Here is a 26,257-nt window from a genome sequence, read left to right on the forward strand (position 1 = left end):
ATGTCCGACGCGCCCCTGAGCCCCCCCGATTCCTCCGTGGCCCCCGAAGCGGCCCCGGCCCGCAAGCGGCCCAAGCCGGGCGAGCGGCGGGTGCAGATCCTCGAGGCGCTGGCGACCATGCTGGAGCAGCCCGGGGCCGAGCGCATCACGACGGCCGCCCTCGCGGCCAAGCTCGAGGTGAGCGAGGCCGCGCTGTACCGCCATTTCGCGAGCAAGGCCCAGATGTTCGAAGGCCTGATCGAATTCATCGAGCAGAGCGTCTTCACGTTGATCAACCAGATCGCCGAGCGCGAGCCGGCCGGCGCCGTACAGGCCGCCAGGACGGTGGCGATGCTGCTCCAGTTCGCCGAGAAGAACCCCGGCATGACGCGTGTCATGGTCGGCGACGCGCTGGTGTACGAGAACGAACGCCTGCAGCAGCGCATGAACCTGTTCTTCGACAAGGTGGAATCGGCGCTCAAGCAGAGCCTGCGCGCCGCGGCCGATCCCGAATCGGCGACGCCCAGCGTCGATGCGCAGGTGCGCGCCTCGCTGCTCACCGCCTTCGTGGTCGGTCGCCTGCAGCGCTTCGCCCGCTCGGGCTTCAGGCGCGCGCCTTCGGAACACCTGGACGCCTGCCTCACGCGCATGCTCTGATTCGCCAGGGAGCAAGCAGTCCATGCTCCGCGTCTCGGTCGCCGCCGCCGATGTCGTTCTCCATCCGAGCGGCGCAGCCTGCCTGTCCGCCCATCGCACGCTGCTGGTCGCCGACGCGCATTTCGGCAAGGCCGTCAGCTTCCGCCAGCTCGGCGTGCCCGTGCCCGAAGGCACGACCGCGGGGACGCTGGCCACGCTGTCGCAGGCCGTGCAGGACACCGGCGCCCGGCGCATCGTGTTCCTGGGCGACTTCCTGCATTCCAGGCGCTCGCATGCGGCGGACACGCTGGCCACGCTGGCGCGCTGGCGCGACGACAACGCCGCGCTCGAACTCACGCTGGTGCGCGGCAACCACGACGACCGTGCGGGCGACCCGCCGCCGCAACTCGACATCCGCGTGGTCGACGAGCCGCTGCCGCTCGGGCCGTTCGCGTTGTGCCATCACCCAAGGCCGGTCGCGGGCGCCTATGTCGTCGCCGGCCACTGGCATCCCTGCATCAGCGTGAGCGGCCGCGCGTTCGAGCGGCTGCGGCTGCCGTGCTTCTGGTTCGGCGACGACAGCGGCGCGCTGCCCCAGAACGCCGTTGGCGTGCTGCCCGCCTTCGGCAGTTTCACCGGCATGCACCGGATCGAGCCGCGCGCGGGCGACCGGATCTTCCCGGTGGCCGACAAGGTCGTGCGGGCGCTGCCCGCCTTGCCGGTCGCCTAGGAGCCCAGGCTCCTAGAACTCTTTCCAGCCGTTGGCGCCGACCTTCCTGATTCCGGGGGAGTACGGCACGGCAGCGGCCGGACGCACGCGGATCGGCGCGGGCTCCATCACGGCCTTGGCCGCTTCGAGCAACGCATGCGGGTCGCCGATGTCCATCGTCGGTGCCTCGCCGAGCTGGAAGCGCGAGACGATGCCCAGCAGCGTGTTCGCCTGGTCCTTCATCGATTCGGTCGCGGCCGCGGCTTCCTCCACCAGCGACGCGTTCTGCTGGACCACCGTGTCCATCTGCTTCACGGCCGTGCTCACCTGCGCGATCTTCATGCTCTGCTCCTGGCTGGCGGCCGCGATCTCGGCGATGAGATCGGTCACCTTCTTGACCGACAGCACGACGCCCGTCATGGTGTGGCCGGCCGCATCGACGCGACTCGAGCCGGCCTGCACCTTCTGCGTCGAATCGGCGATGAGCGCCTTGATTTCCTTGGCCGCGGCGGCACTGCGATGCGCGAGATTTCGCACCTCGGTGGCGACCACCGCGAAGCCGCGGCCCTGCTCGCCGGCGCGGGCGGCTTCCACCGCGGCGTTCAGCGCGAGGATGTTGGTCTGGAAAGCGATGCCGTCGATCACGCCGATGATGTCGCCGATCTTGCGGGACGAATCGAGGATGTCGTCCATCGTGTTGACGACGTCGTCCACGGCGGCGCCGCCCTTGCGCGCCGTGTCCGACGCTTCCATCGCGAGCTGGCTGGCCTGCTTCGCGTTCTGCGCGTTGTGCTGCACGGTGGCAGTGAGCTCCTCCATCGAAGCGGCCGCTTCCTCCAGCGTGCTGGCCTGCTCCTCGGTGCGCTGCGACAGGTCGAGGTTGCCCTGTGCGATCTGCGCGCTGGTGTCGGCGACCGACTGGGCGCCGCGCGTCGTTTCGCCCACCGTCATGCGCAGGCTGTCGACCATCTCGCGCATCGCGGACAGCAGGCTGTGCCGGTCGCCGGCCTCGAGCCGGACATCCACCGTGAGGTCGCCGCCCGCCACCTGCTTGACGACCGAGCGGACGTAATCGGGCTCGCCGCCCAGCTGGCGGCGGATGCTGCGCGAGATCGCCAGCGCGATCGCGATGGCCGCGGCCACGCACAGGAGGGCGGCGATCACGAAGACGCCGATGCTGCGCTGGTAGGCCAGGGAGGAATTCCTCGCCATCTGCCGCGCGTCCTCGCCGAAGAACGCCGACAGTTTGGTGATCGCGGCCTGGTACTCGCCCTGGCTGCTGCGCGCCTTCCCGAGCAGGATCACCCGGGCTTCGAAGATGTGACCGGCCTCGACCTGCGCGATCACCTCCGACTCCGCTTCCACCCAGTTCTTGCGAGCCTCCTCGATCTGGGCGAGCAGCGCCCGTGCCTGCTCGGTGGTGGCGAGCTCGCGCATCTGGGCCGCCAGGTTCGCCTGCTCCTCGCGCGCGACTTTCAGCGCCGCGATCTGCTGCTGCTGTTCCGTCTCTTCGGTGAGCACGAACACGGTCTGCATGTCGCGCGCCGCGCGCAGCACGGAAGCTTCCCATCGCCCTGCCGCCGTGACCTGCGGGATGCGGTCGTTCGCGAGCACGTCGACCTGGCGCGTCAGCGAGTTGAAATAGACCAGCCCCGCGGCGATCACCGCGACGAGCAAGCCGATGACAGTGCCGAAACCCAGGAGCAGGCGTTGCGTGATGGTGGTCTGTCGGAACATGGGATCTCCTCTCAAATTTCGGTGATGGCGCGCAGCCGCGGGGCAATGTCGGGGAGCGCCAGCACTTCGCCGGCCGCGCCCAGTTCGATGGCTTGCCGGGGCATGCCGAAAACGACGCTGGTGGCTTGGTCCTGCGCGAGCGTGGTGGCGCCCGCCGTGCGCAGCGCCAGCAGGGCCCGCGCGCCATCGTCGCCCATGCCCGTGAGCAGGAGCGCGATGGCATCGCTGCCGGCGGCCTGCAGCATCGAGCGGAACAGCGTGTCGACCGAAGGACGGTGCCGGTTGACCGGCGGCTCGTCCGACAGCCGCAGCACGTAACTGGCCGCTCGCCGGGCGAGCAGCAAGTGCCGCCCGCCCGGCGCGACGTACGCCACGCCGCCGAGCGCGACTTCGCCGTCCTGCGCTTCCTTGACGGCGATCGCGCACAGCGAATCCAGGCGCCGCGCGAAGGCGGGCGTGAAGCCGGGCAGCATGTGCTGCGCGATGAGCACGGGCGGAATGCCCGCGGGAAGCTGGGGCAGGATCTCGCGCAGCGCTTCCACGCCGCCGGTCGACGCGCCGATGCCGATGATCGAGCCGAGCGTGCCCGCGGTCGCCGGCAGCGGTTTCTGCTGCTGCGCGAGCGGCGCGGTGGAACCGGGCCGATGCCGGCGCACGACGCGGGCCTGCGCCGCGGCACGGATCTTGTCCGCGATCACCGGACCCAGGCCGTCGAACTCCGCGGCCGACGCCGGCTTGGGGACGAAGTCCACCGCCCCGAGCTCCAGCGCACGCATCGTCGCTTCGGCGCCGTCGCGCGTGAGCGACGAGACCATGACGACCGGCAGCGGCCGCACGGCCATCAGGTTGCGCAGGAAATCGAGCCCGTTCATGCGCGGCATCTCGACGTCCAGCGTGATCACGTCGGGCGCCTGGCGGCGGATGCGGTCGATCGCGAGCACCGGGTCGGAGACCACGCCGGCCACCTCCATGTCGGCCTGCGCCCCGATCACGCCGGCGAGCATGCTGCGCATCACGGCGGAATCGTCGACGACCAGAACGCGGATCATCGCGGCGCCTCGAACATCTCGATCTCGCCGCCGGCCGACCTGCCCAGCCGCTGCAGGTACTCGCGCTCCTGCTGTTCCACGCCGTCACCCGGCTGCAGGTGCAGGCGCTTGACCTGCGCCTTGCCGGTCGCCGGGAAGAAGTGCACCTTGCGCGGCGACACGCCCAGCAGGTCCTGCGCGGCGATCGGGATGCCTTCCTCGCGCAGGAACTCCAGCACGAAACGCGCGTTCATCGCGCCCACGTCGAGCTTGTCGAAGCCCTGCAGCACCTGCGCGCCGCCAAACACCTTGGCGACCATCCGGCGGCGGTCGGCGCCGAGGTGGATCATCTCGTTGATCAGCACTTCCATCGCGTACACACCGAAGCGCGCCGACACCGCCCAGGGCGAGGACGCAGCCTGCGCCGGCTCGCCGGGCAGCATGAAATGGTTCATGCCGCCGATGCGGCGCAGCGGGTCCCACAGGCAGGTCGAGACGCAGGAGCCGAGCAGCGTGGAAATCGAGCCTTCGCCCGTCGCGGCGTAGTACTGGCCGGGCAGGATCTTCACGGTCTCGACTTGCAGCTCGCGGTCGAGATGGCGCGTGACGGGCAGGTGGTCCATGCGCTCAGGCCGGCAGGTAGTCGTAGGCCGTGCGGCCGCACGCGCGAAACGACGCATGCGTCGCCGGGAAGCTCTCGGCGTGGCCGACGGCGAGCAGGCCGCCGGGGCGCAGCACGCGCGTGAAGCGCTCGAGCAGCTTCTTCTGCGCCTCGCGATCGAAATAGATCGCGACATTGCGGCAGAAGACCGCGTCGAAGGCTTCCATCGCCGGCCACTGCGGCGACTGCAGATTCAGCTGCGTGAACTTCACCATGCCGCGCAGCTCGGGACGCAGCGTCACCCAGCCCTCGTTCGCGCCGATGCCGCGCAGGAAATGCGCGCGCAGCTGCTGCGCCGGCAGGTCGGCGATGCGCTCGGCAACGTACACGCCCGCAGCGGCGGTCTCGAGCGCGTCGGTGTCGATGTCGCTGGCCAGTATCTGCGCCTCGCAGCCGGCGTCGCGCAGCGTCATCGCGATCGACCACGGCTCCTCGCCGGTCGAGCAGGCCGAGGACCACACGCGCATCGGCCGGCGCTCGCGCTCGCGGTGCAGCTTCGCGCGCCCGGCCAGCAGCTCGAAGTGGTGCGGCTCGCGGAAGAACGCGGTGAGGTTGGTCGTCAGCGCGTTGACGAAGGCCTCGCGCTCGCCGGTCACGTCCGTCTGCACCAGCCGCAGGTATTCGCCGAAATCCGACATGCCGCGCGCGCGCAGCCGCCGCACGAGCCGGTTGTAGACCATGTAGCGCTTGTGCGGGCTGAGCTTGATGCCCGCGTACTGCGCGATCAACTGGCGGGCGAGCGCGAAGTCGGCTTCCCTCAAGGGAGCCGGGGACTCGACGTCGCGCAGCGTCATGGCAGGCTCAGAACTCTTCCCACTGGCCCGATGTATCGGCCGCGGGACGCTGCACGCGCGCGCCGTTCAGGCCGACGGACGCGGGTGGCAGCGCGACCGCGCCCGGCTTGACCTTGATCGGCGTGAGCGGCTGCGCCCTCGGCGCCGGCTCGAGCCGGCGGGCCGACGCTTCCTCGCCGAGGTGGAAGCGGGAGACCGCCTGCAGCAGCATGGCGGCCTGCTCCTTCATCGACTCGGTCGCGGCGCTGGCTTCCTCCACCAGCGAGGCGTTCTGCTGCACGACGTGTTCCATCTGGGCGACGGCGGTGTTGATCTGGCCGATGCCCGCGCTCTGTTCCTTGCTGGCCGCCGCGATCTCGGCGACGAGGTTGCTCACCTTGCGCACCGAGTCGACGATCTCCTCCATCGTCCTGCCTGCGGCGTCGACCTGCTTCGTGCCCGCCTCGACGCGCGAGGCCGAGTCGCCGATCAGCGTCTTGATCTCCTTGGCCGCCGCGGCGCTGCGCTGCGCGAGGTTGCGCACCTCGGAGGCGACCACCGCGAAGCCGCGGCCCTGTTCGCCGGCGCGCGCGGCTTCGACCGCGGCATTGAGGGCGAGGATGTTGGTCTGGAACGCGATCGCGTCGATCACGCCGATGATGTCTTCGATCTTGCGCGAGGACGCCGAGATGCCGTTCATCGTCGACACGACCTGGCCCACCACCTGGCCGCCGCGGCGCGCCACTTCGGACGCTTCCACCGCGAACTGGCTGGCTTGCCGCGCGTTCTCCGCGTTCTGCGCGACCGTCGAGGTGAGCTGCTCCATCGAGCTGGCGGTTTCTTCCAGCGTGCTGGCCTGTTCCTCGGTGCGCTGCGACAGGTCCAGGTTGCCGTGGGCGATCTGCGCGCTGGTGTCCGCCACCGTGCGCGCGCTGTGCGCGACGTCCGTGACGAGCCTGCGCAGGCCGGCCGTCATGCGGTCGAGCGCCTCGGCGAACCTCTGCACATGACGGAAGTCCGCGCCTTGCGTGGACGCCGTCAGGTCGCCGTCGGCCACGCGCCGCACGAGCTTCAGTGCAATCCGCAGCGGCCCCGAGTTGACACTGGTGATCCACCAGCGGAAGAAGAAGGCCAGGCCCAAGCCGATCGCCAGCAGCGCGCCAAGTACCCAGGTGACGGCGGTTTCGCGCAGTGCGGCGTCGCTGGCGAACTGCGGCGCCAGCGCGGGCTGCGCGCGCCTGAGCACCATCAGCGCGCTCTCGTGGGCTTCCTGCATCGCGTGGTAGCCGACCCACGCCGTCAGCGCGGCACCGGCCAGGAAGGTGACGAAGATCATCCGCAGGACGAATTCGGGACTCACTCTTTTCAGCATCGCACGGGCCCTTACATCATCGCGGCGTCGACCAGCGCCATGTCGGAGGAGGTCATGAGCTTCTCGATGTCCAGCATGATCAGCATGCCGTCGTCGAGGTTCGCCAGGCCCGTGATGTACTTCGTGTCGAAGGTGGCCGAGGCGAATTCCGGTGTCGGGCGGATCGCCTCCGGGTCCAGCGAGAGCACGTCGGACACTGAATCCACGACCACGCCCACCACGCGCGAGGCGACGTTGAGGATGATCACCACCGTGAACTCGTCGTACTGGGTCTCGGGCAGGCGGAACTTCACGCGCAGGTCGAGGATGGGCACGATCACGCCGCGCAGGTTGATCACGCCCTTGATGAACGGCGGCGCGTTGGCGATGGTGGTCGGCTGCTCGTAGCCGCGGATCTCCTGCACCTTCAGGATGTCGATGCCGTAGCTCTCCGCGCCGAGCCGGAAGGTGAGGAATTCCTTCTTCGGCGTCACGGCCTGGCGCGCGTCGCGCGAGTTGTATGCTTGCATTGCGGGTTGCATGTCGTCTCCGAATCACATGCGCATGATGTGCGCGACGTCCAGGATCAGCGCGACCGAGCCGTCGCCCATCACGGTGGCGCCGGACAGGCCCGGCACCTTGCGGAAATTCGCTTCGAGGCTCTTGACCACGACCTGCTGCTGGCCGACCACTTCGTCGATGATCATCGCCGCCTGGCGCCCGTCGGCGTCGACGATCACGGCGATGCCGCCCGGCAGCGCGGACGGGTTCGGCGGCGGGAAGACGCGCGCGAGGTGGATCACGGGCAGGTAGCTCTCGCGCACGCGCAGCGTGTCGCCCTGGCCCGGCAGCGTGTGGATGTCGCCCGGCTGCACGCTCAGCGTCTCGATCACGGCCGCGATCGGCAGCACGTAGATCGCGCCTGCGATGGAGATGATCATCGCCTCGATGATCGCGAGCGTGAGCGGCACGCTCACCGTCACCGTCGTGCCTTCGCCCGGTCGCGACGCCAGCTCGATCGCGCCGCCCAGCGCCTTGATGTTGCGCCGGACCACGTCCATCCCCACGCCGCGGCCCGAGAGGTCGGTGACGTGGTCGGCCGTGGAGAAACCCGGCGCGAAGATCAGTTCCCAGACGTCCTCGTCCGGCGCGTGCGCCGCGATCGGGATGCCGCGCTCCGCGGCCTTGTCCAGGATGCGTTCGCGGTCCAGCCCGCGGCCGTCGTCGCTCACCTCGATCACGATGTTGCCGCCGCGTTGGCGCGCCGCCAGGCGCAAGGTGCCCGTCGGGTCCTTGCCTTCGGCGACGCGGATGCCCGGCGTTTCCAGGCCGTGGTCCACCGCGTTGCGCACGAGGTGCGTGAGCGGGTCGCTGATCTTCTCGATCAGGCCGCGGTCGAGTTCGGTCGTCTCGCCCTCCAGTCGCAGCTCCACCTGCTTGCCCAGGCGCGCCGACAGCTCGTGCACGAGGCGCGGGAAGCGCGAGAAGGCGTGCGAGATCGGCAGCATGCGGATCGCGAGCACCGCTTCCTGCAGGTTGCGCGTGTGGCGCGCCAGGTCCGCCAGGCCGTTTTCCGTGACGCTGCGGGCCAGCATCGCTTCGGTGATCACGAGCTCGCCCACGAGGTTCACGAGCTGGTCGATCTTTTCGGTCGAGACGCGGATCAGGCCGCTGTCGCGCGGCGCGAGGGGCAGGTCCTCTTCCACGGGGACGGGGGCCGCTGCAACGGCCGGCGCAGGCACCTCATCGGCGCCGTCGTCCTTCAGCAGCTCCTCGCGCTTGCGCCGGAACTCCTCGGGGTCGATGAAGAATTCGTCATGGTCGTCGTGCGGCCGCCAGTTCGGCACGGGCGCGGCCGCCGACGTCCCGGCGGCCCCCGGCTTCTCGATGGACACCAGTTCGGGCGCCACCAGCAGCGACAGGACGCTGCGCAGGTCGTCGGCGGTGCCTTCGAGCTCGACCTCGAACGCGACGCTGCCGCCTGCCGCGTTGTCGATCGCGGGCGAGGTGATCGTGCCCATCTCGGCCAGGCCCGCGAGCATCATGTCGAGGTCGGTGTCCTCGATCGGCTGTTCCAGCGGGCCGAGCCGCACCGCGAACTGGCGTCGTACCGGGCCGGCGGCGCCGTCCTTCGCATCGGCGCGCGGACGCGCGAGCCGTTCGCGCAGCAGCGCTTCGGCCGGCGAGGGATCGGGCGCGTGGTCGATGGCGCCTCGATGCCTGAGCGTCTGCGCGCGGATCACGTCACCGGCCTTGAGCATGGCCTGGATGTCGCCGGCTTCGACCGGGCGCTCCTGCTTGCGCAGGATGTCCAGCAGGTTCTCCTGCAGGTGCGCCATCTGCGCGATGTCGCCGCAATCGAGCATGGCCGCACTGCCCTTGATCGAATGGACGGCGCGGAAGATCGCGTTCAGCTCGGGTTGGCAAGGCGCGTGCGGCTCCAGCCGCAGCAGGATGGCTTCGACGTCGGCCAGGTGGTCCTGCGTTTCCTCGAAGAAGATCGCCCGGTACGCTTTCGGGTCGGCAAACGCGCCGGCGGCCTGGAACATGCGGTGCCTCAGATGAACTTGGCGACGATGTCGAGCATGCGCTGCGGATCGAACGGCTTGGCCATCCAGCCCGTCGCGCCCGCATCGCGGCCCTTCTGCTTGAGCGCCGGGTCGACTTCGGTGGAGAGCACGATCAGCGCCACCGGGTCGTAATGGGACATGCCGCGCAACTCGCGCACCAGCGTCACGCCGTCCATGCGGGGCATGTTGTGGTCGGTGACGACCAGGTCGAAGCGCCTTCCCTTCGCGAGTTCGAGCGCCTCGACGCCGTCGCCGGCCTCGGCCACCTCGTAACCCGCGTTCGCCAGCACCGCGGCCACCATCTTGCGCATCGAGCGCGTGTCGTCCACGACCAGGATCGATTTCATGTCAGCCTCCGCACGGCCGCCCGAAGGAGGCTGAAGCCCCCGCGGGGGGCAGCGCATTACACGAAGTGAAAAGCGTGGGGGTGAACATTCAGCGGCCCTCGGTGCGTTCGGCGTGCTTGCGGCCGGAGGGAAGGAATTTGGCGATCACTTCCAGCAGCCGGTCCTCGTCCAGCGGCTTGGTGAGGTACTCGTCGCAGCCGGCGAGCGAGCCACGCAGCTTGTCGAAGGGCGACGAGCGGCTGGTGAGCATCACCACCGCCGTCTTCCTGATCGCCTGCTTGTTGGACTTGATCAGCTTGCAGACCTGGTAGCCATCGATGCCGGGCAGCACCACGTCGAGGAACACGCAGGTGTATTCGTTGCTGCCCGACAGGCCGATCGCCTCCTCGCCCGTCTCGGCGAAGTCGACGTCGAAGCCGTAGGGCTCCAGCTTGGCTTCCATGAAGGCGCGCACCGTGGCGTTGTCGTCGACGACCAGCACCCTGTCGGTGACCGGCCGCCTTTTCTGCGAGGGCGTGGGCGCCGCGGCGCGAGGCGTGTTCGTGTTCGAGCGCGTGTCGGTGTTGGAGCGGGAGCGGCTGAAAGAATCGGTGCCCGAGAGGCTGCGGCGCGGGTCGGGCTCCGGCGCCGGCAGCGACTTGGCGAAGCCGGGCATCGTCCCGTCGTCGTCCGCGCCGGGCAGCGCGTCCTCGAGCGCCTGCAGCAGTCGCGCCCACTGCAGCGGCCGCGGCAGCAGGGCATGCGAGGTGCCCTGCGCGTTCGCGCCGACCAGCACGGCGGGCAGCGTCGCGCGGCGGTGCAAGGCGCGGAACTCGCTGAACGCGGCCGCATCGTCGGCATCGATGAGGTACAGGTCGGGGCTGCTGCCGGCCGTGCCGGGTTCGAACTGCGCGAAGCCGGGGTCGCGCCGCGCCGCGAGGGCGAAGATGCTGGAAAGCATGGAGCGCTCGACGTCGTTGAAACCGATCACGTCCACGAGGTACTGGTCACCCAGGTTCACGATACTTCTCCTACCACTGGTGCGAACCGCTCGAGCCGGGCGACCACGGCCCCGCCGTCGGCGGGCCGCCGCGCAGGCTCCTTGGCGAGCAGTGCGTCGACGAGCGCCTGCCAATGCGCGGCTTCGCGCGGCAGGCGCGGGACGGGCGCGCGCAGGTGCTGGCTGAACAGTTCTGTCAATGTTTCTCCCCGGAATGGCGGCTTGCCCGCGAGCAGCTCGAAGGCGCAGACGCCGAAGCTGTACACGTCGGCCGCGGTGGAGGCAGCAGCCCCTTCGATCTGTTCGGGCGCGGCGTAGCGCGGCGTCCCGATGACGCAGGGGGCGCTGCGTGGCTCGCGCGTGCCGTCGCGAGCGGCGGTGCCGAAGTCGCACAAGGCCACGGCATCGCCTGCGCGCAGCAGGAAATGCGCGGGCTTCACGTCGCGGTGCACCCAGCCGTGGCGATGCACGTCCGCCAGCGCCGCGGCTGCGCCGCGCAGCACCCGCTCGATCCGATCGGGCGGCAAGCGGGCATGCGCCGCGTCGCCATCGGCCAGGTATTCCATCGCCAGGAAAGGCCGGCCGTCGGGCAGCGCGCCGCAGTCGCGCGCCTTCGGCACGAACTCGCTCTCCAGGGTGCGCAAGGCGTCGAATTCCCGGCGCAGGCACCCGCGCGGCGCGATCTTCAGAGCCACCTGGTCGCGGCGCTCGAGGTCGGCCGCGAGCCACAGGCCCGCATGGCGCCCGCGGCCCAGCACGCGTTCAAGCCGGTAGCGCGGGGTCATTGGATAACCTCCGCCCTGCGGGCTGCGGTGCTATGAGCCTTCGGAGCGGCCGTGCGGCTCATGCCCCGAGCTCCGTCAGGGCGTCCAGCAACAGCGTCGCCGACGCGAAGCGCTGGTGCGGGTCCTTGGCCATCATGCGGTCGAGCACCGGCTGCAGGTGCCGCAGCGCATCCGGCAGGACGGGCACCGGCGCTTGGATGTGCATGTCCAGCAGCTCCTGTGCGGTCGGGGCGTGGTAGGGGCGCTTGCCCGTGAGCAGCTCCACCATCATCACGCCCAGGCTGTAGATGTCGCTGCGTGCATCCACCGGGTGGCCGAGCGCCTGCTCGGGACTGATGTAATAGGGCGTGCCCACGACCTCGCCCGCGCCGGTGTCGGTGAGGTTCATCGACATCTGCTTGGCGATGCCGAAGTCGGTGATCGCGAGGATGCCGTCCTGGCGCAGCATCACGTTGTGGGGCTTGAGGTCGCGATGCACGATGCCGACCTGGTGGATCGCCTCCAGGCCCGCCGCGACCTGCCGCACATAGTACAGGCCGATCGCCGGGTCGAGCGCCTTGCGCATGTGCGAGCGCAGGTCACCCAGCGGGAAATACTCCATCGCGATGTAGGCGCAGCCCGCGGAGAAATCCTGCTTGAAGATGCGCGCGACGTTCGGGTGCTCGATCTGCGCCAGCAGCGCGAATTCCTGGATGAAGCGCTGCAGGTCCATTTCCCCGCTGGAGGCGCGGTCCATGCGCAGCACCTTCAGCACCTGCGCCGCGCCGCCGGCCATCGGCTGGGCGAGGTAGACGGTGGCCACGCCGCCTTCGCCGATCTTGCGCAGCAGCCGATAGCCCTCGATCAGCATGTGCGGGCTCGCGCCCGGATCGGATCCAGCGCGCGAGAACTGCTGGTTGCGCAGCAGCGACTGGCGCAGCGCCGCGTAGTGGCTCTCCGGGGTGCGCGAACCCAGGCGAGGCACGAGCCCGGAAACCTCGACTACTTCGAGGAACGTTTCGTCGGGCAGTCCCAGCGTGCCGCTGCGCCCCGAGTCAACGCGCGTGCCGGCGGCTTGGCGCGTGCTGAACGAGGCCGCGACGCTCCAGTGCAGGTCGGCCGCGACCACCTCCAGCAGCCGCGCGATCTCCACGGCTTCGCCGGTCGCGTGCACCATGCCCGGCTTCTTCGGGCGCGGCGTGATTTCGGCCGGGCCCAGATGCACGCCCACGGCGATCGACAATGGCGGCAAGCCTTCGGACTGCGCCCGTGCCGCGATCCGGTTGGCGAGCTGCGCGCATTCATGGACGGTGAGGATGGCCGCGTGCAGCGCGCGCTTCGCGTGTGCGGGCAAGCGGTCCTCGGGCCGGTGCGAGAACACGCACAGGATCGAATCGGGCTTGCGCTGCGCGACTTCGCCGCCCAGCTCGAGCGCCGCGCGTTGCAGCACCCGGCGCACGTCGTTGACGAAATTCGTGAGCTCGTCGCCGGCCATCGTGTGGCAGGTCGCGGCGAAGTGGCGCACGCGCGCATACATGATGGTCGCGAGCTGCCCTTCGGCCCCCGCCTGTGCCGAGGCCTGGGCCGCCGCTGGCACGGACTGCGGCAACGCGTCGAAGGGCGCTGCTTCCGTGGGAGCGAAGTGCGTATCCGCCGGCTGGATCGACTCGACCGACATGTTCATTTCATTGCGGCATGCCGCCGCCGCAAGGACGCCGGCACCCTGCCTTGTCTCCGTGGCTGGGAACTCGACAGGCTTTGTAGCCCGCCCCTCAAGAGATGTCACCGTTAGTAACTACTAATGATGAGGGAGGACGCGGTATCCGCGTCCCGTGCGCGCGACAGCGCGGGGGCCTTTCCGACCGGCGGTCGGCATCCGCCGCCGAGTGGTCGGGTGTTACTTGCGCCTGTTTGCTGCCCGCAACGGGATTAGAACTTCACGCCGACTTTCGCGCCCGAGGCGACGATTTCCGTCCAGGTGGTGTCGTCCACCTCGATGCCGGCGCTCTCGCGCTCGGCGCGCGCCCGGCGCTCGGGCTCTCCGGCGACCCGTACGCCTTCGCTGTCCGGCGCCGGCGGGCTTTGCTTCAGCCAGTCCACGAAGGCGAGCGCTTCCGATTCGAACTGCGGACGCGTGCCGAGCCGCTCGGGGTCGATCACGATCGCCAGCATGCCGTTGATGACGGCGCGGCGCGCGTCGGCCGGCCGGTGCCAGGTGCCCGTGCCGGTGAGCGCGCCGCCGAGCAGCTCGCAGGCCACGGCGAGGCCGTAGCCCTTGTGCTCGCCGAACGGCATCAGCGCACCGAACAGGCCGTTCGATTGCGGCACGACCACCACGCCCGGATCGGTCGTGGGCCGACCGCGTTCGTCGATCAGGAGTCCCGGCTCGACGCGGCGGCCTTCGTTGTGCGCGACACGCATCTTGCCCTGCGCGACGCGGCTGGTCGCGAAATCGAGCACGAAGGGATCGCGGCCCTTGAGCGGGATGCCGATGCAGCACGGGTTGGTGCCGTAGCGGCCGTCGGCCCCGCCCCAGGGCGCGACCACGGGGCGCGACTGGACGTTGACGAAGTGGATGGAGACGAAACCCTCGGCCACTGCCATCTCGGCGAAGTGGCCGATGCGGCCGAGGTGGTGCGCGTTGGCCAGCGCGAGGATGCAGCTGCCGGTGGTTTTCGTGCGCGCCATCGCCAGCCGCATGGCCTGCTCGCCGACGACCTGCCCGTAACCGCGCTGGCCGTCGACGGTGAGGAGCGCCTGAGAATCGAGCACGACCTTCGCACTGGCGTTCGGATGCAAGCCGCCTTCGAGCACGGCGTCGACATAGCGCGGGATCATGCCGATGCCGTGCGAATCGTGGCCGGAGAGATTCGCCAGCACCAGGTTGGATGCGACCTGCCTGGCTTCGTCCGCGCTGCTGCCGGCGGCCTGGAGGATGGCGGCGCATTGGGTGCGCAGCGCCTGCGCCTGGAAAACTTTGGTCATTTCTTTCCTACATTACCGCGCCGATCTGCCACGGCACGAATTCGTTCTGGCCGTAGCCGTGTTTCTCACTCTTGCTCGCCTCGCCCGACGCGGTGGCGAGCACCAGGCGGAAGATGCGCTCGCCCATCTCCTGGATGGAGCAGCCGCCGTCGATGATCTCGCCGCAGTTGATGTCCATGTCCTCTTCCTGCCGCTGCCACAGGGCCGTGTTGGTCGCCAGCTTGAGCGACGGCGAGGGCGCGCAGCCGTAGGCGGAACCCCGGCCGGTGGTGAAGCAGATCATGTTGGCGCCACCCGCGACCTGGCCGGTGGCGCTCACCGGGTCGTAGCCGGGCGTGTCCATGTAGACGAAGCCGTGCTCCTTCACGGGCTCGGCGTATTCGTAGACGGCCTTCAGGTTGGTCGTGCCGCCCTTGGCCACGGCCCCGAGCGACTTCTCCAGGATGGTCGTGAGCCCGCCCGCCTTGTTGCCGGGCGACGGGTTGTTGTTCATCTCGCCGCTGTTGATGCGCGTGTAGTCCTCCCACCAGCGGATGCGCTCGATCAGCTTCTCGCCGACACCGCGCTTCACGGCGCGCCGGGTGAGCAGGTGCTCGGCGCCGTAGATCTCGGGCGTCTCCGAGAGGATCGCCGTGCCGCCGTGCGCGACCAGCAGGTCCACCGCCGCGCCCAGCGCCGGGTTGGCGCTGATACCGGAATAGCCGTCCGAGCCGCCGCACTGCAGGCCGATCGTGATGTGCGAGGCGGAGCAGGGCTCGCGCTTCACCTTGTTCGCGTGCGGCAGCATTTCCTTGACCATCGCGATGCCGCGCTCCACCGTCTTGCGCGTGCCGCCGGTGTCCTGGATGTTGAAGACGCGCAGCGTCTCGCCTTCGCGCAGCGACGAATGCGCGAGCCACGCGTTGATCTGGTTGGCCTCGCATCCCAGCCCCACGACCAGCACGCCCCAGAAGTTCGCGTGCGTCGCGTAGCCCGCCAGCACGCGCTCGAGCACGCGCATGCCCAGGCCCTCGGTGTCCATGCCGCAGCCGGTGCCGTGCGTGAGCGCGACCACGCCGTCGATGTTCGGGAAGTCGGACAGCGCGCGCGGGTTCGTCTGGCGCGAGAAGTGGTCGGCGATCGCGCGTGCGGCGGTCGCCGAGCAGTTCACGCTGGACAGGATGCCGATGTAGTTGCGCGTCGCCACCCGGCCGTCCGGGCGCTGGATGCCCAGGAAGGTCGCCTCGCGCAGCGGCGGTTCGGGCTTCACGTCGGCGCCGAAGGCGTAGTCGCGCTCGAAATCGCCCATCACGAGGTTGTGGGTGTGCACGTGCTCGCCGGCGGCGATCGGTTTGCTCGCGAAGCCGATGATCTGGTTGTAGCGGCGCACCGGCGCGCCCTGCGCGATGTCGTGCGTCGCGACCTTGTGGCCGGGCGGGATGAGGCCCTTGACGGCGACGTTCTCGACCATCGTGCCGCCCACCAGCTGGGTGCGGGCGATGAGGACGTCGTCGTGGGGGTGGAGGCGGATGAATGGTGTCATGCGAAAAGGTTCAGGAGGGGTTCGCGCGCTTCCAGCTCGCCGTGAAGCGCGCGTGTGATTTGTCCATGTGCGCCTGCATCGCCTCGCGCGCGGCATCGGCGTCGTGAGCGCGGATCGCCTCGAGGATCGCCTCGTGCTCGCCGATCGCGGTGCGCCACGACGGCACATTCTCGAAGTAGTCGCCCAGGCGCTCGGACAGCGGCCCGCGGCGCGAGCGCCAGAAGGCGTGGACCATGTCGACGAGCACGGCGTTGCCCGCCGCTTCGGCGATCGCGGAGTGGAACGCGTGATCGCCCTCCACCGGCGCGACGCCGCGTTCGGTGTCTTCCTGCATCAGGTCGATCCCGTCGCGGATGGCCTGCAGGTGCTTGCGCCTGGCGTGCGTGGCGGCGAGCGCGGCGATCTCGCCCTCGATCACCCGGCGCGCGCGGATCAATTCGAGCGGACCCCATTCGTTGTCGGGCACCTTCGGGCGCGTCACGATCGGGCGGCGGGCACGCTGGAGCACGAACACGCCGGCGCCCGTGCGCACCTCGACCCAGCCCTCGACCTCCAGCGCGATCAGGGCCTCGCGCACCGACGGGCGGCTCACGCCCAGCTGCCTGGCGAGGTCGCGCTCGGCCGGCAGGCGCGCGCCCGGCTTGAATTCGCCCTTCGTCATCAGCGTACGCAGCTGCTCGGCGATCTGCCGGTACAGGCGTTGCGGCTCTAAAGTCTGGATGGGCATGCGGGAAATGGCGACCCTACGGGTTGTCGCTGATTGGCCAAGTGGTCAGGCCAATTAATATCGAGCCTAACGCATCGCCGGGCATCCGGCAAAACCCGAGGGCATCTCATGCGACTGGAAGGGAAAACGATCCTCGTCACGGCGGCCGGCCAGGGCATCGGCCGCGCCAGTGCGCTGGCCCTCGCGGCCGAGGGCGCGCAGGTGTGGGCGACCGACGTGAACGAGAAGCTGCTCGCGGCCTACGAAGGCGTCGAGCGCGTGCGCGCGCAGCGGCTCGATGTGCTCGACAAGTCGGCCATCGCCAAGACCATCGCTGCGATGCCCGCGGTGGATGGGCTCTTCAACTGCGCGGGTTTCGTGCACAACGGCACCGCGCTGCAGGCGACCGACGAAGAGTGGAGCTTCGCGCTGAACATCAACGTGCGGGCGCAGTTCTGGACCATCCAGGCGGCACTGCCGCGCATGCTCGCGGCCGGGCGCGGCAGCATCATCAACATGGCCAGCGTCTGCTCCAGCATCAAGGGACTGCCCAACCGCTTCATCTACGGCACGACCAAGGCCGCCGTGATCGGCCTCACCAAGAGCATCGCGGCGGACTACGTGGCCGACGGCGTGCGCTGCAACGCGATCTGCCCCGGCACGGTGGACACGCCCTCGCTGCATGACCGCATCAACGCCAACGCCGATCCCGAGGCCGCACGCCAGGCTTTCATCGCGCGCCAGCCGATGGGCCGCCTTGCGAAAGCCGAGGAGATCGCGCCGCTCGTCGTCTTCCTCGCGAGCGACGAATCCACGTTCGTCACGGGCCAGACCTACGCCATCGACGGCGGCATCACGATATGAATCAGCTCGATTTCAAGGGCCGCCACGCGGTGGTCACCGGCGGCGCGACCGGGTTGGGTTTTGCCATTGCCCAGCGGTTGCTGGCTTCCGGTGGCACGGCCACCCTGTGGGACCGCGATCCGAAGAGTGGTGCCGAGGCCGCCGCGCGACTGGGAAAGGGCGCGTCCTTTGTCGCGGTGGACGTCTCCTCGCACGAGCAGGTCCAACGCGCGGTGCAGGAGACGCTGAAGGCGTCGCCACGCATAGCCGCGCTCGTCAACAGCGCCGGCATCACCGGGCCGAACACGAAAGTCTGGGAGTACCCGGTCGACGCCTGGCGGCAGGTGATGGAGGTGAACCTCACGGGCCTGTTCATGTGCTGCCGCGAAGTGGTGCCGGTGATGCGCGATGCGGGGTACGGCCGCATCGTCAACATCGCGTCGGTCGCGGGCAAGGACGGCAACCCCAACGCCAGCGCCTACAGCGCGAGCAAGGCGGCGGTGATCGCGCTGACCAAGTCGCTGGGCAAGGAGCTGGCCGACACGCAGATCCGCGTGAACTGCGTGACGCCCGCCGCCGTGAAGACGGCGATCTTCGACCAGATGACCGAGCAGCACATCCAGTTCATGCTCTCGAAGATCCCCATGGGCCGCTTCGGCACGCCCGAGGAAATCGCCAGCCTGGTCGCGTGGCTGTGCACCGAGGAATGCTCGTTCTCGACCGGCGCCGTGTTCGACCTCTCCGGCGGCCGCTCCACCTACTGAATCACATACTGAATCACAAACACGAAAGGCAGGAAGAATGAAACTGGTCCGCTATGGCAACCTTGGCAAGGAAAAGCCGGGCCTCGTCGATGCCGACGGCAAATTGCGCGATCTGTCGGGCGTCGTCCCGGACATCGGGCCGGCGCAACTGGGCAGCGCCGCGCTGGCGAAGCTGCGCAAGGTGAACCCCGCGAAGCTGCCGCTGGTGCGCGGCAACCCGCGCTACGGCTGCCCGGTGAACGGCGTCGGCAAGTTCATCGCCATCGGCCTGAATTTCGCGGACCATGCGGCGGAGTCGGGCGTGCCGATTCCGAAGGAGCCCGTGGTGTTCATGAAGGCGACCAGCTGCATCCAGGGCCCGAACGACCCGGTGATGCTGCCCAAGGGCTCGACCAAGACGGACTGGGAAGTGGAACTCGGTGTCGTCATCGGTACCAAGGCCCGCTACGTGAGCAAGAAGGACGCGCTGGACCACGTCGCGGGCTATTGCGTCATCAACGACGTGAGCGAGCGCGAGTACCAGCTCGAGAAGCCGGGCGGCCAGTGGGACAAGGGCAAGGGCTGCGACACCTTCGGGCCGATCGGGCCCTGGCTCGTGACGACTGACGAGATCGACAACGTGCATCGCCTGGACATGTGGCTGGACGTGAACGGCAAGCGCATGCAGAAGGGCAACACGCGCACGATGATCTTCGACTGCGCCAAGCTCGTGAGCTACGTGAGCCAGTTCATGACCCTGATGCCCGGCGATGTGATCACCACCGGAACGCCGCCCGGCGTGGGCCTCGGGATGAAGCCGCCGACTTACCTCAAGAAGGGCGACGTGGTCACGCTCGGCATCCAGGGCCTGGGCGAGCAGCGGCAGGAAGTGATCGGCTTCAAGGCCTGATCGACTCTCAATGCACCGTCGCGCAGACCGACGGTGTGCCGACCTCGCGGCCGATCATGGCGCGCGCATAGAGGTAGTTGTTGCGCGCCTGCTCGCTCATGCAGTCCATGTCGACATGGCCTTCCCGGTCGCAAGGAAAGGCGAATCCGCGGCCCGGGTCGAACAGCGACGTGAAGCGCAGCTGAAAGTGGGTGGACGACTCGTTCATTTCCTGCCTCCGCTCGTTTGCGTTCGGTATGCGTGAATGATGGTTGGCCCGTGCCGGGCTTCGCATCGGCGGAAGCCGACCGTCGCCCTCGGCGAGGGGCGATTCAGCGCGTGCAATCCGTCCGGTCTCCCATAGGACTGGGCTGACCGCGGTGAAGGCCGGGTATGGCTGAGGCATCCGGGTTTTCCCGACATCCGCCTAGGAATTCCGCTCTAGAAGCGCATTCCGTCGCACGGCGGACATGGTTTCATGCAAAATAGAACGACCGTTCGTTTTATTTCGCTGCCCGCGAATCCCGTCCATGTCCGTCACCGAACTGCCCACCAAGGGAGCGCGCGCCTCGCGCGATGGCCGTGCGCTGCAGAAAGGCCAGCAGACCAAGGCCGCCATCGTCGACGCGGCGCTCGGCCTGGCCACCCAGATCGGCCTCGAGGGCCTGTCCATCGGCGCGCTGGCCGAGGTCACGCAGATGAGCAAGTCCGGCGTGTTCGCCCATTTCGGCTCGCGCGAGGAACTGCAGATCTCCGTCATCCGCGAATACCACACGCGCTTCGAGGAAGAAGTGTTCTACCCGGCGATGCAGGAGCCGCGCGGCCTGGCACGCCTGCGGGCGCTGTTCGCCAACTGGATGAAGCGCACTTCGGTCGAAATCGATTCGGGCTGCATCTACATCTCGGGCGCCGTGGAGTTCGATGACCGGCCCGGCCCCGTGCGCGACGCACTCGCGAGTTCCGTGAGAACGTGGCACTCGGCGATGAAGCGGGCCATCCAGGGTGCGAAGGCCGAAGGCCACATCCAGCCAGACGTCGACGAGGAGCAGATGCTGTTCGAGATCCACGGCCTGATCCTCGCGCTGCATTACGAAGCGCGCTTCCTGAAGGATGCCGGCGCGATCGCGCGCGCCAACCGCGGCTTCGAGAACATCCTGCGCCAGTACGGCGCCCCCCCAAAGAAATCCAGCAAGGCTTCGAAGGAGTAAACCATGCCTGTCTACAACCCGCCGCTGCGCGACATGCAGTTCGTGATGCACGAAGTGCTCAAGGTCACCGACGACTACAAGGCCATGCCGCGCCATGCCGAGGTCGACGTCGACACGATCAACGCGATCCTCGACGAAGGCGGCAAGTTCGCATCGGAAGTGACCTTCCCGCTCAACGGCATCGGCGACGAGCAGGGTTGCCGGCTGGACAACAACACCCATGAGGTGGCCACGCCGAAAGGCTTCAAGGAGGCGTACCACAAGTACGTGGAAGGTGGCTGGCCCGCGCTGTCGTGCGACCCGGAATACGGCGGTCAGGGCCTGCCCATCGTGGTGAACCAATGCTTCTACGAGATGCTCAACAGCGCCAACCAGGCCTGGACGATGTATCCCGGCCTGACGCACGGTGCTTACGAGTGCCTGCACGAGCACGGCACGCCCGAGCAGAAGCAGATGTACCTGCCCAAGCTCACCAGCGGCGAGTGGACCGGCACCATGTGCCTGACCGAGCCGCATTGCGGCACCGACCTGGGCATGCTGCGCACGAAGGCCGAACCGCAGGCCGACGGCACCTACAAGATCACCGGCAACAAGATCTTCATCAGCGCGGGCGAGCACGACTTCGTCTCGAACATCGTGCACCTGGTGCTCGCGCGCCTGCCCGATGCGCCCAAGGGCAGCAAAGGCATTTCCCTCTTCGTCGTGCCCAAGTTCAATGTGAACAAGGACGGCTCGCTCGGCTCGCGCAATCCGGTCTACTGCACGGGCCTGGAGCACAAGATGGGCATCCACGGCAACGCCACGGCGCAGATCGCGCTGGACGGCGCGATCGGCACGCTCGTGGGCGAACCGAACAAGGGCCTGCAGGCCATGTTCGTGATGATGAACGCGGCGCGCATCGGCGTCGGCATGCAGTCGCTGGGCCTGACCGAAGTGGCGTACCAGAATGCGCTGGCCTACGCGAAGGACCGCATCCAGATGCGCTCGCTGTCCGGCCCCAAGGCCAAGGACAAGCCGGCCGACCCGATCATCGTGCACCCGGACGTGCGCAAGATGATCCTCACGGCCAAGGCCTACGCCGAAGGCGGCCGTGCGCTCGCCCTCTACTGCGCGCTGCTGATCGACCGTGAACTGCACCATCCCGACGAGAAGGTGCGCCAGGAGAGCGCGGAACTGGTGGCACTGCTCACGCCCATCGTCAAGGCCTTCACTACGGACAACGGCTGGATCGCGACGTCGGCGTGCATGCAGGTGTTCGGCGGGCACGGCTACATCCGCGAATCGGGCATGGAGCAGTTCGTGCGCGACGCCCGCATCAACATGATCTACGAGGGCACGAACACCATCCAGTCGCTGGACCTGCTGGGCCGCAAGGTGCTGGGCAACAACGGCGCGACGCTGAAGAAGTTCGGCAAGCTCGTGGCGCAACTGGTCGAGGAAGAAGGCGTGAACGAGAAGATGGCCGAGTTCATCAATCCGATCGCATATCTCGGCGACCAGATGACCAAGTTCACCACCGAAATCGGCTTCAAGGGTTTCCAGAACCCCGATGAAGTGGGCGCCGCCGCGGTGGACTACCTGCGCGTCGCCGGCCACCTGGTGTTCGGCTACTTCTGGGCACGCATGGCGCAGGTCGCGTTGCGCGAGATCGCCGCCGGCAACACCGATCCGTTCTACCCGGCCAAGCTGCAGACCGCGCGCTTCTATTTCGCCAAGCTGTTCCCCGAGACGGCGACGCTGATGCGCACGGCACGCGCGGGCTCGAAGGTGCTGATGGACACGGACCTGGCGCTGGCATGAGGAAGATCGCCTTCGCAGCGGCGGCGCTCGCTGCGGCGAGCGCCTTCGCGCAGCAATCGCCCACCGGCCTGTGGCGCAACGTCGACGACACGACCGGCGAAGTGAAGGCCGAGATCCGCATCCTCGAGACGTCCACGGGTGTGCGCGGCCGCATCGAGAAAGTCCTGAAGAAGGACGCCAAACCCGACGCCGTCTGCGACAAGTGCGAGGACGATCGCAGGAACCAGCCGGTGAACGGGCTGGAGATCATCCGCGGCGACCGCATCCTCGATCCCGAGAACGGCCGCGAATACCGCCTGCAGCTCACGCCCCTCGAAGGCGGCAGGAAGCTGCAGGTGCGCGGCTTCTTCGGCCCGTTCTACCGCACGCAAACCTGGCTCCGCGCCCAGTGAGAGAGAAAGACATGAGTCGATTCAATGTGAAGAAAGTCGCCGTGCTCGGCGCAGGCGTCATGGGCGCGCAGATCGCGGCGCATCTCGTCAACGTGAAGGTGCCGGTCGTGCTGTTCGACCTTCCCGCCAAGGAGGGGCCGAAGAACGGCATCGTCACCAGGGCCGTTGAAGGATTGAAGAAGCTCAAGCCTTCGCCGCTGGGCGTGGCCGACGATGCAGCCCTCATCCAGCCTGCGAACTACGAAGAGCACATGGAGCTTCTGCGCGAGTGCGACCTCGTCATCGAAGCCATCGCCGAGCGCATGGACTGGAAGCTCGATCTGTACAAGAAGATCGCGCCCTTCGTCGCGGAGCACGCGATTCTTGCGTCCAACACCTCGGGCCTGTCGATCACGAAATTGTCCGAAGCGCTGCCGGCCCAGATCAAGCCTCGCTTCTGCGGCATCCATTTCTTCAACCCGCCGCGCTACATGTACCTGGTCGAGCTGATCGCGACGCCGACCACCGAGGCGCACATCCTCGACGACCTCGAGACCTTCGTCACCACGGCGCTCGGCAAGGGCGTGGTGCGCGCGAAGGACACGCCGAACTTCATCGCCAACCGCGTCGGCATCGCCGGCATGCTGGCGACGATGAAGGAGGTCGAGAAGTTCGGCCTCACGTACGACGTGGTGGACGACCTCACCGGCAAGAAGCTGGGCCGCGCGAGTTCGGGCACCTTCCGCACCGCCGATGTCGTGGGCCTGGACACGATGGCGCACGTGATCAAGACGCTGCAGGACAACCTGAGCGCGGACACCGATCCCTTCTACGACAGCTTCGCCACCCCCAAGGTGCTGGCGGCGCTGCTCGAGATGGGCAACCTCGGCCAGAAATCCAAGGCCGGTTTCTACAAGAAGGTCGGCCGCGACATCCTGCGCTTCGATCTCGACAGCAAGGCGTACGTGCCGGGCGCCGAGAAGGCGGACGAGGTCTACGGCCGCATGCTGAAGAAGCCTGCGGGCGAGCGCCTCGCGCTGCTGCGCAAATCGGAAGGGCCGCAAGGGCAGTTCCTGTGGGCGATCCTGCGCAACAGCTTCCATTACGCCGCCGTGCATCTGGCGTCCATCGCCGAGACGGCACGCGACGTCGATTTCGCGATGCGCTGGGGCTTCGGCATGAAGCAGGGCCCGTTCGAGCTGTGGCAGCAAGCCGGCTGGCTGCAGGTCGCGCAGTGGATCCAGGAAGACATCGCCGCGGGCAAGGCCCTCTCGAAGGCGCCGCTGCCGGAATGGGTGTTCAAGGGCCCGGTCGCCGAGGCAGGCGGCGTGCACACGCCGCAAGGTTCGTGGAACCCGACGACGAAGAAGTTCGAGCCGAGGCGCGTGCTGCCGGTGTCGGCGCGCCAGCTGTTCCCCGAGACCGTGCTGGGCAGCAACGCGCCGGGCTACGAGACGGCCGGCAAGACGCTGCACGAGGACGACGCGATCCGCCTGTGGACGCTCGACGACGAAGTGGTGATCGCAAGCATCAAGACCAAGATGCACGCGATCAGCCCCGAGGTGGCCGAGGGCCTGCAACTGGCCGTCGACATGGCCGAGAAGGACTACCAGGGCCTGGTGATCTGGTCGGGCGACGAACCGTTCTCGGTCGGCGCGGACCTGCAGGCGATGTTGCCGGCGTTCGTCGCCGTGGGCGTCAGCGCGATCGAGGACGCCGAAGGGTTCCTGCAGCGGACGATGCTGCGCCTGCGCTACGCCAACGTGCCGGTGATCGCCGCGATCCGCGGCATGGCGCTGGGCGGCGGGTGCGAGATCGCGGTGCATTGTGCGAAGCGTGTCGCCGCGATGGAAAGCTACATCGGCCTGGTCGAAGTCGGCGTCGGCCTGGTGCCCGGCGCGGGCGGCCTGACCTACATCGCGCGCCGTGCCGCCGAGAATCAGGCGAAGTCCACGCACAAGGACCTGCTGCCGTTCCTGACCGAAGGCTTCACCGCCGCGGCGATGGCGAAGGTGGGCACCAGCGCGATCGAATCGCGCCAGCTCGGCTACCTGCTGGACGACGACATCATCGTGCCGAACAAGGACGAGCTGCTCTACGTCGCATTGCGCGAGACCCGGGCGATGTTCGACGCCGGCTACCGTCCGCCGCACAAGCGCCTGTTCCCCGTCGCCGGCCGCAGCGGCAAGGCCACGATCCAGGGCCAGCTCGTGAACATGCGCGATGGCGGCTTCATCAGTGCGCACGATTTCCGCATCGCCTCGCTGATCGCGAATGTGGTCACCGGCGGCGACGTCGACGCCGGCACGCTGGTCACCGAGGAATACCTGATGACGCTGGAGCGCAAGGCCTTCTGCGAACTGCTGACGAGCGAGAAGACGCAGGAGCGGATCATGGCGATGCTGTCCACCGGCAAGCCCCTGAGGAATTGAACATGAGCAAGCAAATTCAAGATGCTTACATCGTCGCCGCGACGCGCACGCCGATCGGGCGCTCGCACCGGGGCTATTTCCGCAACACGCGGCCGGACGACCTGCTGGCGACGGCGCTGAGGTCCGCGCTGGCGCAGGCGCCCGGGCTGGACCCGAAAGCGATCGAGGACGTGATCTGCGGCTGCGCGATTCCGGAAGGCCAGCAGGGCCTGAACGTCGCGCGCATCGGCGCCGTGCTGGCGGGGCTGCCGAAGTCGGTCGGCGGCATCACCGTCAACCGCTTTTGCGCGTCGGGCCTGGCGGCGGTGCAGATCGCGGCCGACCGCATCCGCGTCGGTGAGGCCGACGTGATGATCGCCGCCGGTACCGAGAGCATGTCGATGGTGCCGATGATGGGCAACTCGCCGTCGCTGTCGCCGACGATCTTCTCCAACCCCGATGACATCGAGAGCTACGGCATCGCGTACGGCATGGGCCTGACGGCCGAGAAGGTCGCGCAGCAGTGGAAGGTCTCGCGCGAGGCGCAGGACGAGTTCGCCTGGCAGTCGCACATGAAGGCCATTGCGGCGATGAAGGCCGGCGAGTTCGCGAACGAGATGACGGCCGTGGAGGTCGAGGATCGTTCGGTCGATCTCGAATCGGCGGAAGTGAAGATCAACAAGCGCACGGTGAACCTCGACGAAGGCGCCCGGCCCGACACGACGCTCGAAGGCCTCGCGAAGCTGCGTACGGTGTTCGCCGCGCGCGGCAGCGTGACGGCGGGCAACAGCTCGCAGACGTCCGACGGCGCAGGCGCGCTGATCGTCGCGAGCGAAGCGGCCGTGAAGCGCTTCGGCCTGACGCCGCTGGCCCGTTTCGTGAGCTACGCCAGCCGCGGCGTGCCGCCGCACATCATGGGCATCGGCCCGATCGAGGCGATTCCCGCGGCGCTGAAGAACGCGGGCCTGAAACAGGATGCGATCGACTGGATCGAGCTGAACGAGGCGTTCGCCGCGCAGTCGCTGGCCGTGATCAATACGCTCGGGCTCGACGCGAAGAAGGTCAACCCGATGGGCGGCGCGATCGCGCTGGGCCACCCGCTCGGCGCGACCGGGGCTATCCGGTCGGCGACAGTCGTGCACGCGCTGCGGCGCAAGAATCTGAAGTACGGCATGGTCACCATGTGCGTCGGCATGGGCCAGGGCGCCGCGGGGATCTTCGAGCGGGTCTGAGACAAGGAGACGG

General features: G+C 68.4%; 25 protein-coding genes. 10 read left to right on the plus strand and 15 right to left on the minus strand.

Translation table 11 applies throughout. The annotated features are described in order from the left end of the window. Both slmA and pdeM read left to right on the plus strand, forming a co-directional pair. Complete coding sequence (slmA, locus tag AC3EF3_RS02390) at positions 1-636, plus strand: nucleoid occlusion factor SlmA (RefSeq protein ID WP_488530558.1); 636 nt, start codon at positions 1-3, stop codon at positions 634-636. A 22-nt stretch (positions 637-658) separates the two neighbouring features. Then, entirely contained in the window at positions 659-1,345 is a 687-nt protein-coding gene (gene pdeM / locus AC3EF3_RS02395) for a ligase-associated DNA damage response endonuclease PdeM (protein ID WP_488530559.1), read from the plus strand. A gap of 12 nt (positions 1,346-1,357) precedes the next feature. On the opposite strand, the gene AC3EF3_RS02400 is transcribed toward pdeM, so the two are convergent. The 14 genes from AC3EF3_RS02400 to AC3EF3_RS02465 all read right to left on the minus strand — a co-directional run bounded on the left by AC3EF3_RS02400 (position 1,358) and on the right by AC3EF3_RS02465 (position 16,768). Further along, positions 1,358-3,061: a methyl-accepting chemotaxis protein gene (locus AC3EF3_RS02400; protein ID WP_488530560.1), complete on the minus strand. Its 1,704-nt coding sequence runs from the start codon at positions 3,059-3,061 to the stop codon at positions 1,358-1,360. An 11-nt stretch (positions 3,062-3,072) separates the two neighbouring features. After that, on the minus strand, positions 3,073-4,110 hold the full coding sequence (locus AC3EF3_RS02405) for a protein-glutamate methylesterase/protein-glutamine glutaminase (RefSeq protein ID WP_488530561.1): 1,038 nt from the start codon (positions 4,108-4,110) through the stop codon (positions 3,073-3,075). Next, on the minus strand, positions 4,107-4,712 hold the full coding sequence (gene cheD, locus AC3EF3_RS02410) for a chemoreceptor glutamine deamidase CheD (RefSeq protein ID WP_488530562.1): 606 nt from the start codon (positions 4,710-4,712) through the stop codon (positions 4,107-4,109). The genes AC3EF3_RS02405 and cheD overlap by 4 nt, the downstream gene beginning before the upstream one ends. A gap of 4 nt (positions 4,713-4,716) precedes the next feature. Then, positions 4,717-5,544, minus strand: coding sequence for a CheR family methyltransferase (locus AC3EF3_RS02415; protein WP_488530563.1), 828 nt, complete (start codon positions 5,542-5,544; stop codon positions 4,717-4,719). 7 nt (positions 5,545-5,551) lie between these two features. After that, a complete protein-coding gene (locus tag AC3EF3_RS02420; RefSeq protein WP_488530564.1) occupies positions 5,552-6,883 on the minus strand; it encodes a methyl-accepting chemotaxis protein in 1,332 nt (443 codons plus the stop codon). 23 nt (positions 6,884-6,906) lie between these two features. Next, entirely contained in the window at positions 6,907-7,416 is a 510-nt protein-coding gene (locus AC3EF3_RS02425; RefSeq protein ID WP_488530565.1) for a chemotaxis protein CheW, read from the minus strand. Between the two features lie 12 nt (positions 7,417-7,428). Beyond that, on the minus strand, positions 7,429-9,423 hold the full coding sequence (locus AC3EF3_RS02430; RefSeq protein WP_488530566.1) for a chemotaxis protein CheA: 1,995 nt from the start codon (positions 9,421-9,423) through the stop codon (positions 7,429-7,431). Positions 9,424-9,431: 8 nt separating this feature from the next. After that, the gene (locus tag AC3EF3_RS02435; protein WP_488530567.1) at positions 9,432-9,791 is read right to left on the minus strand and encodes a response regulator; all 360 of its coding nucleotides are present in this window, start codon (positions 9,789-9,791) and stop codon (positions 9,432-9,434) included. Positions 9,792-9,879: 88 nt separating this feature from the next. Further along, positions 9,880-10,791, minus strand: coding sequence for a response regulator (locus tag AC3EF3_RS02440; protein ID WP_488530568.1), 912 nt, complete (start codon positions 10,789-10,791; stop codon positions 9,880-9,882). Then, complete coding sequence (locus tag AC3EF3_RS02445; protein WP_488530569.1) at positions 10,788-11,555, minus strand: serine/threonine-protein kinase; 768 nt, start codon at positions 11,553-11,555, stop codon at positions 10,788-10,790. Before AC3EF3_RS02445 ends, AC3EF3_RS02440 begins: the two co-directional genes overlap by 4 nt. Positions 11,556-11,613: 58 nt before the next feature. Continuing rightward, a complete protein-coding gene (locus tag AC3EF3_RS02450; RefSeq protein WP_488530570.1) occupies positions 11,614-13,212 on the minus strand; it encodes a protein kinase domain-containing protein in 1,599 nt (532 codons plus the stop codon). Positions 13,213-13,463: 251 nt separating this feature from the next. Then, positions 13,464-14,519, minus strand: coding sequence for a malate/lactate/ureidoglycolate dehydrogenase (locus tag AC3EF3_RS02455; RefSeq protein WP_488530571.1), 1,056 nt, complete (start codon positions 14,517-14,519; stop codon positions 13,464-13,466). A 7-nt stretch (positions 14,520-14,526) separates the two neighbouring features. Then, entirely contained in the window at positions 14,527-16,041 is a 1,515-nt protein-coding gene (locus tag AC3EF3_RS02460) for a UxaA family hydrolase (protein WP_488530572.1), read from the minus strand. 10 nt (positions 16,042-16,051) lie between these two features. Continuing rightward, the gene (locus AC3EF3_RS02465; protein WP_488530573.1) at positions 16,052-16,768 is read right to left on the minus strand and encodes a FadR/GntR family transcriptional regulator; all 717 of its coding nucleotides are present in this window, start codon (positions 16,766-16,768) and stop codon (positions 16,052-16,054) included. A 108-nt stretch (positions 16,769-16,876) separates the two neighbouring features. Here AC3EF3_RS02465 and AC3EF3_RS02470 point away from each other — a divergent pair, with 108 nt between their 5' ends. The 3 genes from AC3EF3_RS02470 to AC3EF3_RS02480 are packed head-to-tail and all read left to right on the plus strand — an operon-like array spanning position 16,877 to position 19,243. Continuing rightward, positions 16,877-17,611, plus strand: coding sequence for an SDR family oxidoreductase (locus AC3EF3_RS02470; protein ID WP_488530574.1), 735 nt, complete (start codon positions 16,877-16,879; stop codon positions 17,609-17,611). Further along, entirely contained in the window at positions 17,608-18,354 is a 747-nt protein-coding gene (locus AC3EF3_RS02475; protein WP_488530575.1) for an SDR family NAD(P)-dependent oxidoreductase, read from the plus strand. The genes AC3EF3_RS02470 and AC3EF3_RS02475 overlap by 4 nt, the downstream gene beginning before the upstream one ends. Before the next feature lie 37 nt (positions 18,355-18,391). Next, positions 18,392-19,243 (plus strand): fumarylacetoacetate hydrolase family protein, encoded by an 852-nt coding sequence (locus AC3EF3_RS02480; RefSeq protein WP_488530576.1) that lies wholly within the window; start codon positions 18,392-18,394, stop codon positions 19,241-19,243. 7 nt (positions 19,244-19,250) lie between these two features. On the opposite strand, the gene AC3EF3_RS02485 is transcribed toward AC3EF3_RS02480, so the two are convergent. Further along, positions 19,251-19,451, minus strand: a complete 201-nt coding sequence (locus tag AC3EF3_RS02485) for a hypothetical protein (RefSeq protein ID WP_488530577.1) — start codon at positions 19,449-19,451, stop codon at positions 19,251-19,253. A gap of 301 nt (positions 19,452-19,752) precedes the next feature. On the opposite strand from AC3EF3_RS02485, the gene AC3EF3_RS02490 reads away from it, so the two are divergent. Genes AC3EF3_RS02490 through AC3EF3_RS02510 form a run of 5 tightly spaced genes read left to right on the plus strand, consistent with a single transcriptional unit; the run spans position 19,753 to position 26,244 of the window. Further along, on the plus strand, positions 19,753-20,430 hold the full coding sequence (locus AC3EF3_RS02490; RefSeq protein WP_488530578.1) for a TetR/AcrR family transcriptional regulator: 678 nt from the start codon (positions 19,753-19,755) through the stop codon (positions 20,428-20,430). Between the two features lie 3 nt (positions 20,431-20,433). After that, the gene (locus AC3EF3_RS02495; RefSeq protein ID WP_488530579.1) at positions 20,434-22,230 is read left to right on the plus strand and encodes an acyl-CoA dehydrogenase C-terminal domain-containing protein; all 1,797 of its coding nucleotides are present in this window, start codon (positions 20,434-20,436) and stop codon (positions 22,228-22,230) included. Further along, on the plus strand, positions 22,227-22,622 hold the full coding sequence (locus tag AC3EF3_RS02500) for a DUF2147 domain-containing protein (RefSeq protein WP_488530580.1): 396 nt from the start codon (positions 22,227-22,229) through the stop codon (positions 22,620-22,622). The genes AC3EF3_RS02495 and AC3EF3_RS02500 overlap by 4 nt, the downstream gene beginning before the upstream one ends. An 11-nt stretch (positions 22,623-22,633) precedes the next feature. Next, positions 22,634-25,033: a 3-hydroxyacyl-CoA dehydrogenase/enoyl-CoA hydratase family protein gene (locus AC3EF3_RS02505; protein ID WP_488530581.1), complete on the plus strand. Its 2,400-nt coding sequence runs from the start codon at positions 22,634-22,636 to the stop codon at positions 25,031-25,033. Positions 25,034-25,035: 2 nt separating this feature from the next. After that, on the plus strand, positions 25,036-26,244 hold the full coding sequence (locus AC3EF3_RS02510; protein WP_488530582.1) for an acetyl-CoA C-acyltransferase: 1,209 nt from the start codon (positions 25,036-25,038) through the stop codon (positions 26,242-26,244). Positions 26,245-26,257 lie beyond the last annotated feature (13 nt).

Source organism: Ramlibacter sp. GS1-15, from assembly GCF_057785015.1.